Raw genomic sequence first — 15,534 nt, 5'->3', positions numbered from 1 at the left:
GGTGGGGATCGCCTACGGTGCCGACTACAACCCGGAGCAGTGGCCCGAGGAGGTGTGGGCCCAGGACCTGGAGCTGATGCGGCGGGCCCACGTCACGATGGTCACCCTCGGCATCTTCTCCTGGGCGCGGGCCGAGCCCCGCCCCGGCACGTACGACTTCGGCTGGCTGGACCGCGTCCTGGACGGCCTGGACGGCGCGGGCATCGCCGTCTGCCTGGCCACCATGACCGCCTCGCCGCCGCCCTGGCTGTCCCGGCTGCACCCCGGGATCCTCCCCGAGGACGCGGACGGGCGGCGGCGGTGGCCCGGCGCGCGCCAGCACTACTGCCCTTCCAGTCCCGTCTACCGGGAGCACGCCGGGCGCCTGGTGGAACGCCTGGCCGCCCGGTACGCGGGCCACCCGGCGCTCGCTCTGTGGCACATCGGCAACGAGTACGGCTGCCATACGCACCAGTGCTTCTGCCCGGTCTCCGCGCGGCACTTCCGGCGCTGGCTGCGCGAGCGGTACGGAACCGTCGGCGCCCTCAACGACGCCTGGTCCACGGCCTTCTGGTCGCAGAGCTACGGCGACTTCGAGGAGGTGCTGCCGCCCCGTACCGCGCCCACCTTCCCCAACCCGGCGCAGCAGTTGGACTACCAGCGCTTCAGCGACCGGGCGCTGCTGGAGTGCTTCCTGGCCGAGAAGGCCGTACTGGCGCGGCACTCCCCCGGTGTGCCGGTGACCACCAACCTCATGCCGGACCACCGGCCCGTGGACGCCTTCGCCTGGTCGGCGCACATGGACGTGATGGCGCTGGACTTCTACCAGGACCCGTTCGTGCCGGATGACCACATCCGGGCCGCGTACAACTTCGACCTGATGCGCTCGGCGCGCGGCGGACAGCCGTGGCTGCTGCTGGAGCAGGCGCCGGGCGCGGTCAACTGGCGGGCCCGCAACGGCCCCAAGCCGCCCGGCGCGATGCGGCTGTGGAGCTGGCAGGCCGTCGCCCAGGGCGCGGACGCGGTGCTGTTCTTCCAGTGGCGGCAGTCGCTGGGCGGCGCGGAGAAGTTCCACTCGGCGGTGGTCCCGCACGGTGGCACCGGCACCCGGATCTTCCGCGAGGCGGCGGCGCTGGGCCGGGAGCTGGCGTCGGTGCCACGGATCTCCGGGACGCGCTCACGGGCCCGGGTGGCGCTGCTGGCCGACTGGGACAGCCGGCGGGCGCTGGAGCTGGACTCCCGGCCCTCCACGGCCCTGGAGCAGCCCCGGCTCGCGCTGGACCACTACCGGCCGCTCTTCGAGGCGGGCGTGGCCTGTGACGTGCTGCCGCCCGGCCGGGAGCTGTCCGGCTACCGCCTGGTCGTGGTGCCCAGCCTGTATCTGCTCACCGCTGCCGACGCCCGGCGCCTGACCTCGTACGTGGCAGGCGGCGGGCATCTGCTGGTGTCCTTCTTCAGCGGGATCGTGGACCGTTGCGACCGGGTGCACCCGGGGGGCTGTCCGGCGCCGCTGCGGGAGGTGCTGGGCCTGTGGGTGGAGGAGTTCTGGCCGCTGGAGGAGGGCGCGACGGTGCACGTCCACGGCGCGGTGCGGGGGCGGGCCGACCTGTGGTCGGAGGTGATCGTCGCGGAAGGGGCCGAGGTGCTGGCGCGCTTCGCGGACGGGGCGCTGGCGGGCGGCCCGGCCGTGACCCGGCACGGATACGGGCGGGGCACCGCGTGGTACGTGGGCACCCGGCTCGAACCGGCCGCGCTGCGGGCCCTGTTGGACGAGGTACGGGCGGCGGCGGGTGTGCGGCCCGTACTGGCCGGACTGCCCGCGGGCGTGCAGGCCACCGTCCGCGAAGGCGCGGGCGGGCGCTTCCTGTTCCTGCTCAACCACGAGACGGCGGCGGTGGAGGTCGCCCTGCCGCAGCCGATGGTCTCCCTGCTCGACGGCGGCGGGGCGGACAGTACGGCGGGTGGCAGCGGCCGGGGCGGGGCGCCGATGAGGCGGCAGGCGGTGGAGCGGGCGCTGGTGGAGCGGGTGACGCTGCCCGGCCGTGGGGTCGCGGTCCTGAGCGGGGCCGAGGATGTCCCCGGGGCCGCTGACCGGCCGGGCGGTCAGCTCCCGAAGGGCCGTACAGCACAAGGGCCGTAGAAGCGCAGGGCCGCTCCGGATACCGCGCTCGCCACCCAGGGCCCCGGCCCCGGCTCTGCCCCGGCTCAGACCCTGGCCCCCGGGCCGTCAGGGCAGGGAGACCGAGGCCGCCGCGGTGGTCGGCTCCAGCTCCACCGGCCCCACCCCGGCCCGCCGCGCCAGCGCCACCGCCGCGAGCGTGGAGTGCACCCCGAGCTTGCCGAGCACGTTCTGCATGTGCGTACGGACGGTGTGCGGGGAGAGGAACAGCCGCTCGGCGACCGCCTTGCGGCCCAGGCCCGCCACCATGCAGCGCAGCACCTCGCGCTCGCGCGGCGTCAGCGACTCCACCAGCCGCTCGCTCTCCGTACGGTGCTTGCGCGCCGCCGTCAGTTCCCGCAGCACCCCCGTCAGCAGGGCGGGCGGCAGATGCGTCTCGTCCCGCAGGACGCCGCGGATGACGGCGAGCAGCCGGGAGAGCGAGCAGTCCTTGGCGACCCAGCCGCAGGCCCCGGCCTGGAGCGCGGTGGCGGCGCGGCGCGGGTCGTCCTTCTCCGCCAGGACCACGGTACGGACGTACGGGTGGACCGTACGGACCCCGGAGACCAGCGAGATGCCGTCCAGCGGGACGCCGTCGGGCGCGCCGTCCCGGGACGCGGCCGGCTGCGCGGGCACGGACGCCAGCGGCGGCGCGACCGTACCGAGGTCGGCGTCGACCAGCATCACGTCGAAGCGGCGGCCGTCGGTGGCCGCCCGCTCCAGGTTGCGCACGGCCGCCGGGCCGCTGCCGGCCGCTGCCACGTCGACGTCCTGCTCGGCGGCGAGCGCTGCCGCCAGAGACTCGGCAAATATGCGGTGGTCGTCGACCACCAGAACCCGGATGCGTTGCACGAAGACCCCCTGTCCCGGGGAAACGGTACATAGCGGGCACGACGCCCGGAATGGAGTTCACCCGAACCGCACGGCCGCCGCCGTGCTCCGTGCCACCCCACCCCGGGCGTCGTACCCGGCTGTCTCGCCCCCTGATCAGCACCGGCCCCCACCGGTGCTGGGATTCAGCGTACGGACGGGGTGCCGCAACGGAAGACAATTGGCAAAACTGCCCGGCCGGAGTGTTCAGGGTGGGGCACATTGGCCGCTCAGGGACAGAAGTCGACAAGGATCGTCTCAATACGTTCGCCCCGGATCGGCCGTGCGCAGCGAACCGATCATCCGCCGCCATGCGGTGGTTGAGCCCGTGACCGCCTGACCGGTCATCGCGGCCGGCCCCCTTCCCCTCACTCCCCTCACTCCACGCGGTGGGCCCCCTGGCCCGGTACGGCGGTGAAGATCCGTGGAGCGGTGTGGCCGGCCGCCGCGAAGGACTCGGTGACCGCCTTGCCGACCGCTTCGGCGTCCGCCTCCTCCACGAGCACGATCGCCGAGCCGCCGAAGCCGCCGCCGGTCATCCGGGCGCCCAGGGCGCCCGCCGCCAGCGCGCTGTCCACCGCGAGGTCCAGTTCGGCGCAGGAGATCTCGAAGTCGTCGCGGAGCGAGGCGTGTCCGGCGCTCAGCACGGGGCCGATGGCGCGGGTGTCGCCCGCGTCGAGGTGTTCGATGACGTCCTGGACGCGGCGGTTCTCGGTCACCACGTGCCGTACGTACCTCTGGGCGACCGGATCGCCGTCGAGCCGGGCCAGTGCTGCGGGCAGTTGCGTGTATCCCACATCGCGCAGGGCGTGCACGCCGAGCGCCCGCGCGCCCCGCTCACATCCGGCGCGACGAGCGGCGTACGCGCCGTCCCCCAGTTCGTGTTTCACACGGGTGTCCACCACCAGGAGCCGCAGTCCCTCCCCCGCCAAATCGAACGGAACCTGGCGCCGGGTGAGGTCGCGGGTGTCGAGGAAGAGGGCGTGTCCCTGCGTGCAGCAGGCGGCGGCCGTCTGGTCCATGATGCCGCACGGCACACCGACGAAAGCATTCTCCGCCCGCTGCGCAAGCTGCGCCAGGGACTGCGGGGCGAGCCCGAGCCCGTACAGATCGTTCAGGGCGAAGGCGGTGGCGACCTCCAGCGCCGCCGAGGAGGACAGCCCGGCGCCGACCGGCACGGTGCTGTCGTAGTGGAGGTCGGCGCCGCCCACGGGGAGCTTGGCCTGGCGCATCGCCCACACCACGCCCGCCGGGTAGCCGGCCCAGCCCCCGACGGCGGCGGGCCGCAGGTCCTCGACGGCCAGCTCCACGGTCCGCCCCTTGCCGCGTACGGGCGCGGACGCGCCGGCGGGGTGGGCCGAGCGCAGCCGCAGCACACCGTCCGTACGGGGGCGGGCGGCGACCAGCGTGGTGTGCGGCAGGGCCAGCGGCATCACGAAGCCGTCGTTGTAGTCGGTGTGTTCGCCGATCAGGTTGACCCGGCCGGGCGCCGCCCAGATCCCGGCGGGGCCGGTGCCGTACGCCGCGCGGAAGGCACCGGCCAGCCGTGCGGGCCCGGGCCGCGCCGCGCCCGCTCCCGGGTCCTGCCCGCTCACCCGGCGCTCTCCTGTCCCTGGGCCTGGTCCTGGGCCTGGCCCTGGGTCTGGGCGAACTCCCAGGCGTCGGCGACGATTCCGGCCAGGTCGGTACGGCTGGGCCGCCAGCCCAGCCGCTCGACCGCACGCTGCGCGGAGGCGACCAGCACGGCCGGGTCGCCGCCCCGGCGCGGCGCCACGACCTCGGGGACGGGGTGCCCGGTGACCTTGCGGACGGTCTCGATCACCTCACGTACGGAGAAGCCGTTGCCGTTGCCGAGGTTGCAGATCAGGTGTTCGCCGGGGGCCGCCGCGTCCAGCGCCAGCAGATGGGCCTCGGCCAGGTCGGCGACGTGGATGTAGTCGCGTACGCAGGTGCCGTCGGGGGTGGGGTAGTCGTCGCCGAAGACGGCGATGGCCTCCCGGCGGCCCTGGGCGACCTGGAGGACGAGCGGGATCAGGTGCGATTCGGGGTCGTGCCGCTCGCCGCAGTCCTTGTAGGCACCGGCGACGTTGAAGTAGCGCAGCGAGACCGCGGCCAGGCCGTGGGCCGTGCACTCGCCGCCGATCATGTGGTCCACGGCGAGCTTGCTCGCCCCGTACGGGCTGGTGGGCGCGGTGGGGGCGGTTTCGGTGATCGGGGTGCGCTCGGGCTCGCCGTAGGTGGCGGCGGTGGAGGAGAAGACCAGGGTGCGTACGCCGGCGGCGCGCATCGCGGCGAGCAGTTCCATCGTGCCGCCGAGGTTGTTGCGCCAGTACTTCTCGGGGTCCGCGACGGACTCGCCGACCTGGGAGAAGGCGGCGAAGTGCAGTACGGCGTCGTAGGAGGCGTCCAGCCACCGGGCGGCGTCCTGGATGCGGCCCTCGATGAAGCGCGCGCCCCGCGGGACGCCTTCGCGGTGCCCGGTGGACAGGTCGTCCAGCACCGTCACTTCGTGGCCCGCTTCGAGCAGGTGGGTGGCCACCACGCTGCCGACATATCCCGCACCGCCTGTGACCAGGTATTTCTTGCTCACTTGCTCGCTACCTTCCGCAGTCGCTCGGCCGCGGCCTCCGGCGGCACGTCGTTGATGAACACGTTCATGCCCGATTCGGAGCCCGCGAGGAACTTCAGCTTGCCGGAAGTCCGGCGGATCGTGAAAAGCTCCAGGTGGAGGCCGAAGTCGGCGCGGCCCGCGGCCCGCAGGGGTGCCTGGTGCCAGCCGGAGATGTACGGGGTCGGTGGCTCGCCCTCGCCGAAGATCCGGTCGAAGCGCCGCAGTATCTCCAGGTAGACGCCCGGGAATTCGGCGCGGGCGGCGTCGTCCAGCGCGAGCAGGTCCGGGACCCGGCGGTGGGGGTAGAGGTGGACCTCGTACGGCCAGTGGGCGGCGTAGGGGACGAACGCGGTCCAGTGGTCGCCTTCCAGGACGACGCGGCTGCCGTCGGCCCGCTCCCGGTCCAGGACGTCGTCGAAGAGGTTGCGGCCGGTGCGTTCGCGGTGTGCGGCGAGCGAGGCGAGCATGCGCTCGGTGCGCGGGGTGACGAAGGGGTAGGCGTAGATCTGGCCGTGCGGGTGGCCGAGGGTGACGCCGACCTCCGCGCCGCGGTTCTCGAAGCAGTAGACCTGCTCGACGCCGGGGAGCTGGGAGAGTTCGGCGGTGCGGTCGGTCCACGCCTCCAGGACCAGGGCGGCCTGTCCGTCGGTGAGGTCGGCGAAGGAGGCGTCGTGGTCGGGGGTGAAGCAGACCACCTCGCAGCGGCCGTTGCCGCCCGCCAGGGAGGGGAAACGATTCTCGAAGACCACGACGTCGTAGTCGTGGGCGGGGATCTCCGAGAGCCGCCCGCCACCCGGAACGCCGTTCGGGCCACCGCCGTTCGGGCCACCCCCGTTCAAGCCGTCCCCGTCCGGGCCCTCCGGGGTGGCTCCCGGGCGTGAGGGGCACAGCGGGCAGTCGTCGGCCGGCGGGTGGTAGGTGCGGTCCTGGCGGTGGGAGGCGATGACGACCGCGTCCCCCAGGAGCGGGTCGCGGCGGATCGCGGAGGCGGTGGAGACCGGGGCGGCGGGGCGGCGGTCGGGCTCGTCGCGTACGGCGTCGTCGCGGGAGTCGTAGTAGATGAGCTCCCGGCCGTCCGCGAGCCGGGTCGTCGTCTTCTTCACGGAAGCTCCTCACCACTCCGATCGCCGCGGCGACCAAACACAAGCAAACACAATGAAGCACAAGCGCACAGCAGCGTCAACGGCCTGGGGTGCATGGGGCATTTCCCCTCATACACCGCCATATCGCTCGCGCCTGATCGCGATTTCACAACGCGATCCAACAATACTGTTCAGTTTCTCAACGTCCGGGCGTAGCTTTTTGTGCATTCGATCGCGCAACGAAGCGGGTTCCCATGATCAATATGGCCGAAGGGCTACGGCTCCCCACAAACGTGCTCGACCACACCATCCTGGCCGTCTACTTCGTCGTCGTCCTGGGCGTCGGATTCGCCGCCCGCCGCAGCGTGCGGACGAGCCTGGACTTCTTCCTGTCCGGCAGATCGCTGCCCGCGTGGGTCACCGGGCTCGCCTTCGTCGCCGCCAACCTCGGCGCCACCGAGATCCTGGGCATGGCCGCCAACGGCGCGCAGTACGGCGCGTACACCGTGCACTGGTACTGGATCGGCGCCATCCCGGCGATGGTCTTCCTGGGCCTGGTGATGATGCCGTTCTACTACGGCTCCAAGGTGCGCTCGGTGCCGGAGTTCCTGCTGCACCGCTTCGGCCCGTCCTCCCACCTGCTGTCCTCGGTGATCTTCGCGGTCTCCTCGGTGCTGATCGCGGGCGTGAACCTGTACGCGATGGCGATCGTCCTCCAGGCGCTGCTCGGCTGGCCGCAGTGGGTGGCGATCGTGGTGGCCGGCTTCTTCGTGCTGGCGTACATCACCGTCGGCGGCCTGTCCTCGGCGATCTACAACGAGGTGCTCCAGTTCTTCGTCATCCTGGCGGCGCTGATCCCGCTGACGGTCGTCGGGCTCAAGCGCGTCGGCGGCTGGAACGGTCTGTCTGATTCTCTGACCTCCTCACACGGCGACGCCTTTCTGACGGCCTGGAAGGGCACCGGCATCGGCGAGGGCAATCCGCTGGGCGCCAACTGGCTGACCATCGTGCTGGGCCTGGGCTTCGTGATGAGCTTCGGCTACTGGACCACCAACTTCGCCGAGGTACAGCGCGCGCTGTCCGCCAAGAACCTCTCCGCCGCCCGGCGGACCCCGCTGATCGCCGCCTTCCCCAAGATCTTGATCCCCCTGGTGGTGGTCGTGCCCGGCCTGATAGCGCTGGTCATGGAGCCGACGCTGGGCCGGGGCAAGGACGGGCTCCAGTACAACGACGCGATTCCGGTGCTGATGCGCGACCTGCTGCCGAACGGGGTGCTGGGCATCGCCGTCACCGGACTGCTCGCCGCGTTCATGGCCGGAATGGCGGCGAACGTCTCGTCCTTCAACACGGTGTTCACCAACGACATCTGGGGCGCGTACCTCAAGAAGGGCCGCCCGGACGCGTACTACCTCAAGACGGGGCGGGTGGTCACCGCGGTCGGCGTACTGATCGGCATGGGCACCGCCTTCATCGCCGCCAGCTTCAGCAACATCATGAACTACCTCCAGACGCTGTTCTCCTTCTTCAACGTCCCGCTGTTCGTGGTGTTCATCATCGGCATGTTCTGGAAGCGCACCAGCGCCGCCGCCGGGTTCTGGGGCCTGCTGTCCGGCACGGTCGCGGCGATGGTCAACTACTTCTGGCTCTACAAGCAGGGCGTCATCTCCCTGCCCTCCGACCAGGGAGCCAACTTCGTCTCCTCGATCGTGGCCTTCGCCGTCGGCGCGGTGGTGATGGTGGCGGTCACGCTGGTCACCCGGCCCCGGCCCGAGGCATCGCTGGCCGGACTGGTCTACGGGACGCTCCCCCGGTCCATGGGCGCGGGGACCGCCGTCCCCGGTACGGCCGAACTGCCCGCCGAGGGCGACGACGCCTGGTACCGCAGGCCCGCGCTGCTGGGCTGGGGCGCGCTGATCCTGGCCGCCGTCTGCTATGTCCCGTTCTCCTTCTGACCCCCTGCTCCTACCCCTGCCCCCGCTCCCGCTCCATCCCCCTTCCGATGCGAGGAACCGAGGAACTCCTATGGCCGATCACCAGCGGCAGGTCGAAGAAGTCGAAGAACTCGAACGCAAGTCGGCGACCGCGGCCCGCCTCTTCGACGTACGGCGCATCATCGGCGGGCTGTTCGTCCTGTACGGCGTGCTCGTCACGGCCGCCGGCCTGACGGCCTCGGACGCGGACCTGAAGAAGGCACAGGGCATCAACATCAACCTGTGGACGGGGCTGGGCATGCTGGCGCTGGGGCTGTTCTTCCTGGTGTGGCTCAAGCTCAGGCCGGCCGTGCCACCGGCGGCCCGGGACATCGCCCAGGACACGGACGCCGCGCGGGGCGCCGCACGGGGTGCCGCCCAGGACACGGCACGGGACGCCGTACGGGACGCCTCCGGCTGACCGTACGGCCGTATCCGGATCCCGCCGCCCCTCACACCGGCGGTGCCCCGCCCGCCGGCCCCAGCGCGTCGCCCTGCCCCGCGCCGCCGGTCGCCGCCCGGTCCAGCAGCCCGGTGCGCGCCGCCAGCGCCGCCGCCTCCAGGCGGGAGCCCACGCCCAGCTTCATCAGCACCCGCTGGACGTGCGTACGGGCGGTGCTCGGCGCTATGCCCATGCCGGCCGCGATCAGCCGGGTGTCCTCGCCCTCGGCGACCCGCACCAGCACCTCCACCTCGCGCGGGGTGAGCATCTGGAGCAGCCGCGCGCCCTCGTCGTCCGGCTGCGCGGCCGGGTGCAGCAGCTCCTCGAACGCCTGCTGGAGGAGCTGGGGGGCGACCGCCGCCTCGCCCGCCCGCGCCTTCATCATGGCGCGTTCCACACCCTCGATGCGCTCGTCGTGCCGTACGTAGCCGGAGGCGCCGGCGGCGAACGCGGCGGCTATGCCGCGCGGGTTGGGCACCGGCCCGAGGACCACGACCGCGACCTGCGGCCGTTCCTTCTTTATCCGCAGAACCGGGTCGAAGACCCCCGGCTCGGCGGGCGCGGCCGTGCCCAGCAGGCACACCTCCGGTGCCCTGCTGACCACCAGGTCCGCCGCCCCGGCGCTCGGCGCGGCTGCCGCGAGCACCCGGTGCCCGCGTAACTTCAAGGCCGAGGCGAGCGCCTCGGCGAGCAATCGGTGATCGTCGACCACCATGAGCCGCACGCCCATAGAGCACCCCCCAATTTTCCCGGCGATCTCAGCCCCCCGGCCCTCGCCAGGCCTCTTGACCCCGGAAGCTACACGCTTGTTCGACGTTGCGCGCCCCCCTGAGAAGAAGAAGGGCTCCGGGACGCCGTAATCCTGCCCATTGCGCATCACGGGCTTCCCCAGGTGCTATTGGGCCTTCCGGCACGCCGATGTGACCTCGTCCGTACGCGGATAGTACGGACAAGGCCACAGAACGCAAGCGGTCATCTTTGGCCAAGGCTTGGCCGGCGTGCCGGAAAGGGGGTGGCGCGCACCGACGGGCGGACGGGGGTCAGGCGTCCTCGGCCAGTTCCAGCCAGCGCATCTCCAGCTCTTCGCGCTCGCCCGTCAACTGCCGGAGCTGGGCGTCGAGTTCGGCCACCTTCGCGAAGTCGGTCGCATGTTCGGCGATCTGCGCGTGGAGCTTGGTCTCCTTTTCGCCGATCTTGTCCAATTGGCGCTCGATGCGCTGGAGTTCCTTCTGTGCGGCGCGGTTGACGGCGGCGGGCTTCTGCTTGGGGGCCGCCTCCGGGGCGGGCGCGGGGGAGGCGGCGTCGATGACCTTCTGCCGGCGCTCCAGGTACTCGTCCAGGCCGCGCGGCAGCATCCGCAGCGTGGCGTCGCCCAGCAGGGCGAAGACCCGGTCGGTGGTGCGCTCGATGAAGTACCGGTCGTGGCTGATGACGATCAGCGAGCCGGGCCAGCCGTCGAGCAGGTCCTCCAGTTGCGTCAGCGTCTCGATGTCCAGGTCGTTGGTCGGCTCGTCCAGGAACAGGACGTTGGGCTCGTCCATCAGCAGGCGCAGGATCTGCAGCCGGCGCCGTTCGCCGCCGGAGAGGTCACCGACCGGCGTCCACTGCTTCTCCTTGGTGAAGCCGAACTTCTCGCAGAGCTGGCCGGCGGTCATCTCCCGGCCCTTGCCCAGGTCGACGCGCTCCCGCACCCGCTGGACGGCCTCCAGCACCCGCAGCGCCGGGTCCAGTTCGCCGACCTCCTGCGAGAGATAGGCCAGTTTCACGGTCTTGCCGACCACGATCCGGCCGCCCGCGGGCTGCGCCTCGCCCTCCGTACGGGCCGCCTCGGCCAGCGCCCGCAGCAGCGAGGTCTTGCCCGCGCCGTTGACGCCCACCAGGCCCACCCGGTCGCCGGGGCCGAGCTGCCAGGTCAGGTGCTTGAGCAGCACCTTCGGACCGGCCTGTACGGTCACGTCCTCCAGCTCGAAGACGGTCCGGCCCAGCCGGGAGCCGGCGAACTTCATCAGCTCTGCGGTGTCCCGGGGCGGCGGCACGTCCGCGATCAGTTCGTTGGCGGCCTCGATACGGAAGCGCGGCTTGCTCGTACGGGCCGGGGCGCCGCGCCGCAGCCACGCCAGCTCCTTGCGCATCAGGTTCTGCCGCTTGGCCTCTTCGGTGGCCGCGATCCGCTCCCGCTCGGCCCGGGCGAAGACGTAGTCGCTGTAGCCGCCCTCGTACTCGTGGACGTCGCCGCGCTGGACGTCCCACATGCGGGTACAGACCTGGTCCAGGAACCACCGGTCGTGGGTGACGACCACCAGCGCGGAGCGGCGGGCCCGCAGGTGCCCGGCCAGCCAGGAGATGCCCTCCACGTCGAGGTGGTTGGTGGGCTCGTCCAGGACGATCATGTCCTGTTCGGCGATCAGCAGCTTGGCCAGCGCGATCCGGCGCCGCTCGCCGCCGGAGAGCGGGCCGATGACGGTGTCCAGGCCCAGCGGGAAGCCGGGCAGGTCCAGACCGCCGAACAGCCCGGTCAGCACATCGCGGATCTTGGCGTTGCCCGCCCACTCGTGGTCGGCGAGGTCCCCGATCACCTCGTGGCGTACGGTCGCGGCCGGGTCCAGCGAGTCGTGCTGGGTCAGTACGCCCAGCCGCAGGTCACCGGCGTGGGTGACGCGTCCGGCGTCCGCGGACTCCAGCTTGGCGAGGATACGGATCAGGGTCGTCTTGCCGTCCCCGTTGCGCCCGACGACGCCGATCCGGTCCCCCTCGTTGACGCCGAGCGAGACACCGTCGAGCAGCGCACGGGTGCCGTACACCTTGCCGACGGCTTCCAGATTGACGAGGTTGGTGGCCATTGGGCTCCTTGCTACCGGCCGGCGCGGCTCCGGCCGCCGCGCACTGTGGGCCACTCCAGGATCCCATGTGGCCGGCAGCCGCCCGGGGCCGGTTCTTACAGGACCCGGGCTCCCGGTACGGGCGAGACGGCCACCCGTACGGAACGGCAGGTTCCGGACGCCGACAGGGCCCGCGCGACATCCTCGGCCGCCTGCCGGTCCGCGGCGAGGAAGGCCGTGGTGGGCCCCGAGCCGGAGACCAGGGAGGCCAGCGCGCCGGCCGCGCCGCCCGCCTCCAGGGTGGCGGCGAGGGAGGGGCGCAGGGACAGCGCCGCGGGCTGGAGGTCGTTGGAGACGGTGGCGGCCAGTGCCGCCGCGTCCCCGGTGCGCAGCGCCTCCAGCAGCCCGGGGGCGGCCTGGGGCGCCGGGATGTCCGTGCCTTCGTTGAGCCGGTCGAACTCGCGGTAGACGGCCGGGGTGGACAGTCCGCCGTCGGCGACCGCGAAGACCCAGTGGAAGGTGCCGCCGGTGGGCAGTGCGGTCAGCAGCTCGCCGCGGCCCTGCCCGAGGGCGGCGCCGCCGACCAGGCTGAAGGGCACGTCGCTGCCCAGTTCGGCGCAGATCTCCAGGAGTTCCTCGCGGGTGGCGCCGGTGCCCCACAGGGCGTCGCAGGCCACCAGCGCGGCGGCGGCGTCCGCGCTGCCGCCGGCCATGCCGCCGGCGACCGGGATGTCCTTGGCGATGTGCAGGTGGACGCCGGGGGCGATGCCGTGCCGGGCGGCCAGGAGTCCGGCGGCGCGGGCGGCCAGGTTCGTACGGTCCAGGGGGATGCGGTCCACGTCCGGGCCGGTGGCGGTGATCCGCAGCGTGTCGTCGGCGGCGGCGGTGACTTCGTCGTACAGGCCGACGGCCAGGAAGACGTTGGCCAGGTCGTGGAAGCCGTCGGGCCGTGCGCCGCCGACGGCCAACTGGACGTTGACCTTGGCGGGGACGCGGACGGTGACGGCGGCCCGGCCGGAACCGGCGCGGGGGGCGGCGTCGGGTGCCGGTGCGGCGGGCGGGCCGTCGGCGGGCGGGCGGGTCACGCGGCTGCTCCTCGGGGTCCCTGGGAGGTGCGGTGCTCGGCGATACGGGCGAACTCCTGGACCGTCAGCGCCTCCCCGCGGGCCTGCGGCGAGACGCCCGCCGCCACCAGCGCGGCCTCGGCGGCGGCGGCCGAGCCGGCCCATCCGGCCAGGGCCGCGCGCAGCGTCTTGCGGCGCTGGGCGAAGGCCGCGTCGACGACCGCGAAGACCTCCTCGCGGCTCGCGGTGGTCTGGACGGGAGTCGTGCGGCGTACGAGGGAGACCAGGCCGGAGTCGACGTTGGGCGCGGGCCAGAAGACGTTGCGGCCGATTGCGCCGGCCCGCTTGACCTCGGCGTACCAGTTGGCCTTGACCGAGGGGACGCCGTAGACCTTGTTGCCGGGCCGGGCCGCGAGCCGGTCGGCGACCTCGGCCTGGACCATGACCAGGGTGCGGTCGATGGTGGGGAAGGTGGCCAGCATGTGCAGCAGCACGGGCACCGCGACGTTGTAGGGCAGGTTGGCGACGAGCGCGGTGGGCGGCGGGCCCGGCAGCTCGGTGACCTGCATGGCGTCCTGGTTGACCAGCGCGAAGCGGTCGGCGCGGCCGGGCAGGCGGGCCGCGACGGTGGACGGCAGGGCCGCGGCCAGCACCTCGTCGATCTCCACGGCGGTGACGTGGTCGGCCGCCTCCAGCAGCGCCAGGGTCAGCGAGCCGAGCCCCGGCCCGACCTCGACGACCACGTCGTCCGGCCGTACCTCGGCGGTCCGTACGATGCGGCGCACCGTGTTGGCGTCGATGACGAAGTTCTGGCCGCGCTGTTTGGTGGGGCGTACGCCCAGCGCCGCGGCCAGTTCGCGGATGTCGGCGGCGCCCAGCAGGGGGCCGGACTCGTCGGTGGTGGTGCTGTCGCTCATGCCTGGGCCCCGCCGCGCCCGGCCGTGCGGTGGCACCGGGCGCGCCTTTCCGTTGTTCGCTCGCTGCGCTCGTTCACCGGTGAAGCTTACGGCCGCAGACCGGCCACGGGCTCGCCCCCCGGCTGATGTAGAGCTTCTTGGCCCGGTAGGTCTGCTCCTGCGCGGGGGCGTCCTGCGGGCGTCCCCGGCCGCCCAGGCTGTGCCAGGTCCGTACGTCGAACTGGTAGAGGCCGCCGTAGGTACCCGAGGCGTCGACCGCGTTGGCGCGCCCGCCGGCCTCGCACTGCCCCAGCGCGTCCCAGTTCAGGTGGTCGGCGCCGGCCACGCTGGCGGGCATGGTCTTGGTGCCGACGTGCACGATCTGTTCCCGGGGCGTCTTGACGATCTCCGTGCCCAGTTTGCGGGGTTTCTGCCGTACGCCGTTGACCGTACGGAGCTGGAAGGTGACCCGGCGCACGCCCGGCTCGCCCTGCTGGACCACCGCCTGCGTGCCCTTGAAGAGCGTGGGGTCGTCCTTCTTGACCGTCTCGAAGGGGATCGATTCCTCGCGGATCTCCCGGGTGCCGGTGATCCGCAGGACGGAGACGGTCTGGCCCTCGCGCGGGAAGGTGTCGGGCGGGACGGAGGTGGTGTCCTGGCCGCGCAGTTCGATGCCCGCCTCGTCCAGGGCCTCGCGGACGGTGGCGGCGTTGGTGCGGACCCGGTGCTCCCGCCCGTCCGCGATGAAGATCACCGTGCGTTCGGTGCGGACGGCCAGGTCGATGCCGTGCCGGGCGATGTGCTGGTCGGGGGGCTGGAGAGGTAGGCGCCCGCGGCCCGTACGCCCAGTTCGCGCAGTGCGCCCTGGACGGTGTCGGCGGTCGTCCACACCTGGCGGCGCTCGCCGTCGAGGGTGAGCCGGACGGGGCGGCCGTGGCGCAGGACGACCTCCTCGCCGTTGGTCAGGGGGGCGTCGCGGCCCGGTGAGACCAGGTCGTGCTCGCCCGGTTCCAGGTTCTCCGCGCTCAGCAGTTCCCCGACGTCGTCGGCGAAGGTGTGCAGGTCGCGCGGGGTGCCGTCGACGCTCAGCCGGATCGCCTTGTCATCGGCGACGAAGGCGGAGGTGCCGCCCGCGAGGAAGACCATCACCAGGGCCTGCGGCACCAGGCGGCGCAGGGCGTCGGGCCGGTCGCCGCAGGAGCCGCGCCGGCGGCGGGTGGAGCGGGCGGCGCGGCGCGCGGCGGCCCGCCCGCCTCCCGGCGCGCGGGTTTCGCAGGCGTCCGGGCCGTCGGTGCCGTCCGGGTCGCCGAGGCCGGTGAGCGGCCCGAAGCCCGGGAAGCGGTCCGGGGGCTCGGGGGCGGCGCCAGGGGACTGGCGGGGCACCCGGCTCCGCTGGGCGGAGGCGCCGGGGGTGTCCTGCCCTCCGGGCGCGTCGCGGGCCTGGTACGCCTCGTAGGTCCCGGCGGCGGAGGTCTCCGGCGGCCCGTAGGGGTCCTGGGCCGGGTAGGCGTAGTCGTGGGTGCGGGGCGGCCCGAAGCCCTGCCTGCCGCTCATGCCGTACGTCTCGTACGTGGTGTACGCCTCGTACGTGCTGCCGTACCGGCCGTCGTAGGTTTCCGGGGCGGCCGGGGCGGCGGGAGCGC

11 protein-coding genes and 1 pseudogene are annotated in these 15,534 nt (G+C 72.9%); 3 read left to right on the top strand and 9 right to left on the bottom strand.

Annotation, left to right across the window (positions count from 1 at the left end; genetic code table 11):
• The first annotated feature begins 1 nt into the window (after window position 1).
• On the top strand, window positions 2-2,119 hold the full coding sequence (locus tag KGS77_RS21105) for a beta-galactosidase (RefSeq protein WP_242584184.1): 2,118 nt from the start codon (window positions 2-4) through the stop codon (window positions 2,117-2,119).
• A gap of 87 nt (window positions 2,120-2,206) precedes the next feature.
• Here the strand turns inward: KGS77_RS21105 and KGS77_RS21100 are convergent, their stop codons facing one another.
• The 4 genes from KGS77_RS21100 to galT all read right to left on the bottom strand — a co-directional run bounded on the left by KGS77_RS21100 (window position 2,207) and on the right by galT (window position 6,721).
• Window positions 2,207-2,989 (bottom strand): response regulator transcription factor, encoded by a 783-nt coding sequence (locus KGS77_RS21100; RefSeq protein ID WP_242584182.1) that lies wholly within the window; start codon window positions 2,987-2,989, stop codon window positions 2,207-2,209.
• A 395-nt stretch (window positions 2,990-3,384) separates the two neighbouring features.
• Entirely contained in the window at window positions 3,385-4,551 is a 1,167-nt protein-coding gene (gene galK / locus KGS77_RS21095; RefSeq protein ID WP_242587598.1) for a galactokinase, read from the bottom strand.
• Between the two features lie 47 nt (window positions 4,552-4,598).
• On the bottom strand, window positions 4,599-5,597 hold the full coding sequence (galE, locus tag KGS77_RS21090; RefSeq protein ID WP_242584180.1) for a UDP-glucose 4-epimerase GalE: 999 nt from the start codon (window positions 5,595-5,597) through the stop codon (window positions 4,599-4,601).
• Complete coding sequence (gene galT, locus KGS77_RS21085; protein ID WP_242584178.1) at window positions 5,594-6,721, bottom strand: galactose-1-phosphate uridylyltransferase; 1,128 nt, start codon at window positions 6,719-6,721, stop codon at window positions 5,594-5,596. The genes galE and galT overlap by 4 nt, the downstream gene beginning before the upstream one ends.
• 233 nt (window positions 6,722-6,954) lie before the next feature.
• Here galT and KGS77_RS21080 point away from each other — a divergent pair, with 233 nt between their 5' ends.
• Window positions 6,955-8,652 (top strand): sodium:solute symporter family protein, encoded by a 1,698-nt coding sequence (locus tag KGS77_RS21080; RefSeq protein WP_242584176.1) that lies wholly within the window; start codon window positions 6,955-6,957, stop codon window positions 8,650-8,652.
• 70 nt (window positions 8,653-8,722) lie between these two features.
• Window positions 8,723-9,091: a hypothetical protein gene (locus tag KGS77_RS21075; protein WP_242584174.1), complete on the top strand. Its 369-nt coding sequence runs from the start codon at window positions 8,723-8,725 to the stop codon at window positions 9,089-9,091.
• Window positions 9,092-9,122: 31 nt separating this feature from the next.
• Here the strand turns inward: KGS77_RS21075 and KGS77_RS21070 are convergent, their stop codons facing one another.
• The 5 genes and pseudogenes from KGS77_RS21070 to KGS77_RS21050 all read right to left on the bottom strand — a co-directional run bounded on the left by KGS77_RS21070 (window position 9,123) and on the right by KGS77_RS21050 (window position 15,274).
• Complete coding sequence (locus KGS77_RS21070) at window positions 9,123-9,842, bottom strand: response regulator transcription factor (protein WP_242584172.1); 720 nt, start codon at window positions 9,840-9,842, stop codon at window positions 9,123-9,125.
• A gap of 310 nt (window positions 9,843-10,152) precedes the next feature.
• Window positions 10,153-11,952, bottom strand: coding sequence for an ABC-F family ATP-binding cassette domain-containing protein (locus KGS77_RS21065; protein ID WP_242584170.1), 1,800 nt, complete (start codon window positions 11,950-11,952; stop codon window positions 10,153-10,155).
• Window positions 11,953-12,047: 95 nt separating this feature from the next.
• Window positions 12,048-13,016 (bottom strand): 4-(cytidine 5'-diphospho)-2-C-methyl-D-erythritol kinase, encoded by a 969-nt coding sequence (locus KGS77_RS21060; protein ID WP_277994248.1) that lies wholly within the window; start codon window positions 13,014-13,016, stop codon window positions 12,048-12,050.
• Complete coding sequence (gene rsmA, locus KGS77_RS21055; RefSeq protein WP_242584168.1) at window positions 13,013-13,912, bottom strand: 16S rRNA (adenine(1518)-N(6)/adenine(1519)-N(6))-dimethyltransferase RsmA; 900 nt, start codon at window positions 13,910-13,912, stop codon at window positions 13,013-13,015. Before rsmA ends, KGS77_RS21060 begins: the two co-directional genes overlap by 4 nt.
• 73 nt (window positions 13,913-13,985) lie before the next feature.
• Window positions 13,986-15,274: pseudogene (locus KGS77_RS21050) on the bottom strand (ubiquitin-like domain-containing protein).
• Window positions 15,275-15,534 lie beyond the last annotated feature (260 nt).

The sequence above is a fragment of the Streptomyces sp. MST-110588 genome, assembly GCF_022695595.1.
Lineage (GTDB): Bacteria > Actinomycetota > Actinomycetes > Streptomycetales > Streptomycetaceae > Streptomyces.
The sequence above is the reverse complement of the archived record's forward strand: the minus strand, read 5'-3'. Positions and strand labels throughout refer to the sequence as shown.

What these genes read in the sequence shown, in the direction of transcription:
- KGS77_RS21065 (WP_242584170.1), bottom strand. Translation starts at nt 11,952, where the DNA reads ATGGCCACCAACCTCGTCAATCTGGAAGCCGTCGGCAAGGTGTACGGC.
- KGS77_RS21080 (WP_242584176.1), top strand. Translation starts at nt 6,955, where the DNA reads ATGATCAATATGGCCGAAGGGCTACGGCTCCCCACAAACGTGCTCGAC.
- KGS77_RS21070 (WP_242584172.1), bottom strand. Translation starts at nt 9,842, where the DNA reads ATGGGCGTGCGGCTCATGGTGGTCGACGATCACCGATTGCTCGCCGAG.
- KGS77_RS21075 (WP_242584174.1), top strand. Translation starts at nt 8,723, where the DNA reads ATGGCCGATCACCAGCGGCAGGTCGAAGAAGTCGAAGAACTCGAACGC.
- rsmA (WP_242584168.1), bottom strand. Translation starts at nt 13,912, where the DNA reads ATGAGCGACAGCACCACCACCGACGAGTCCGGCCCCCTGCTGGGCGCC.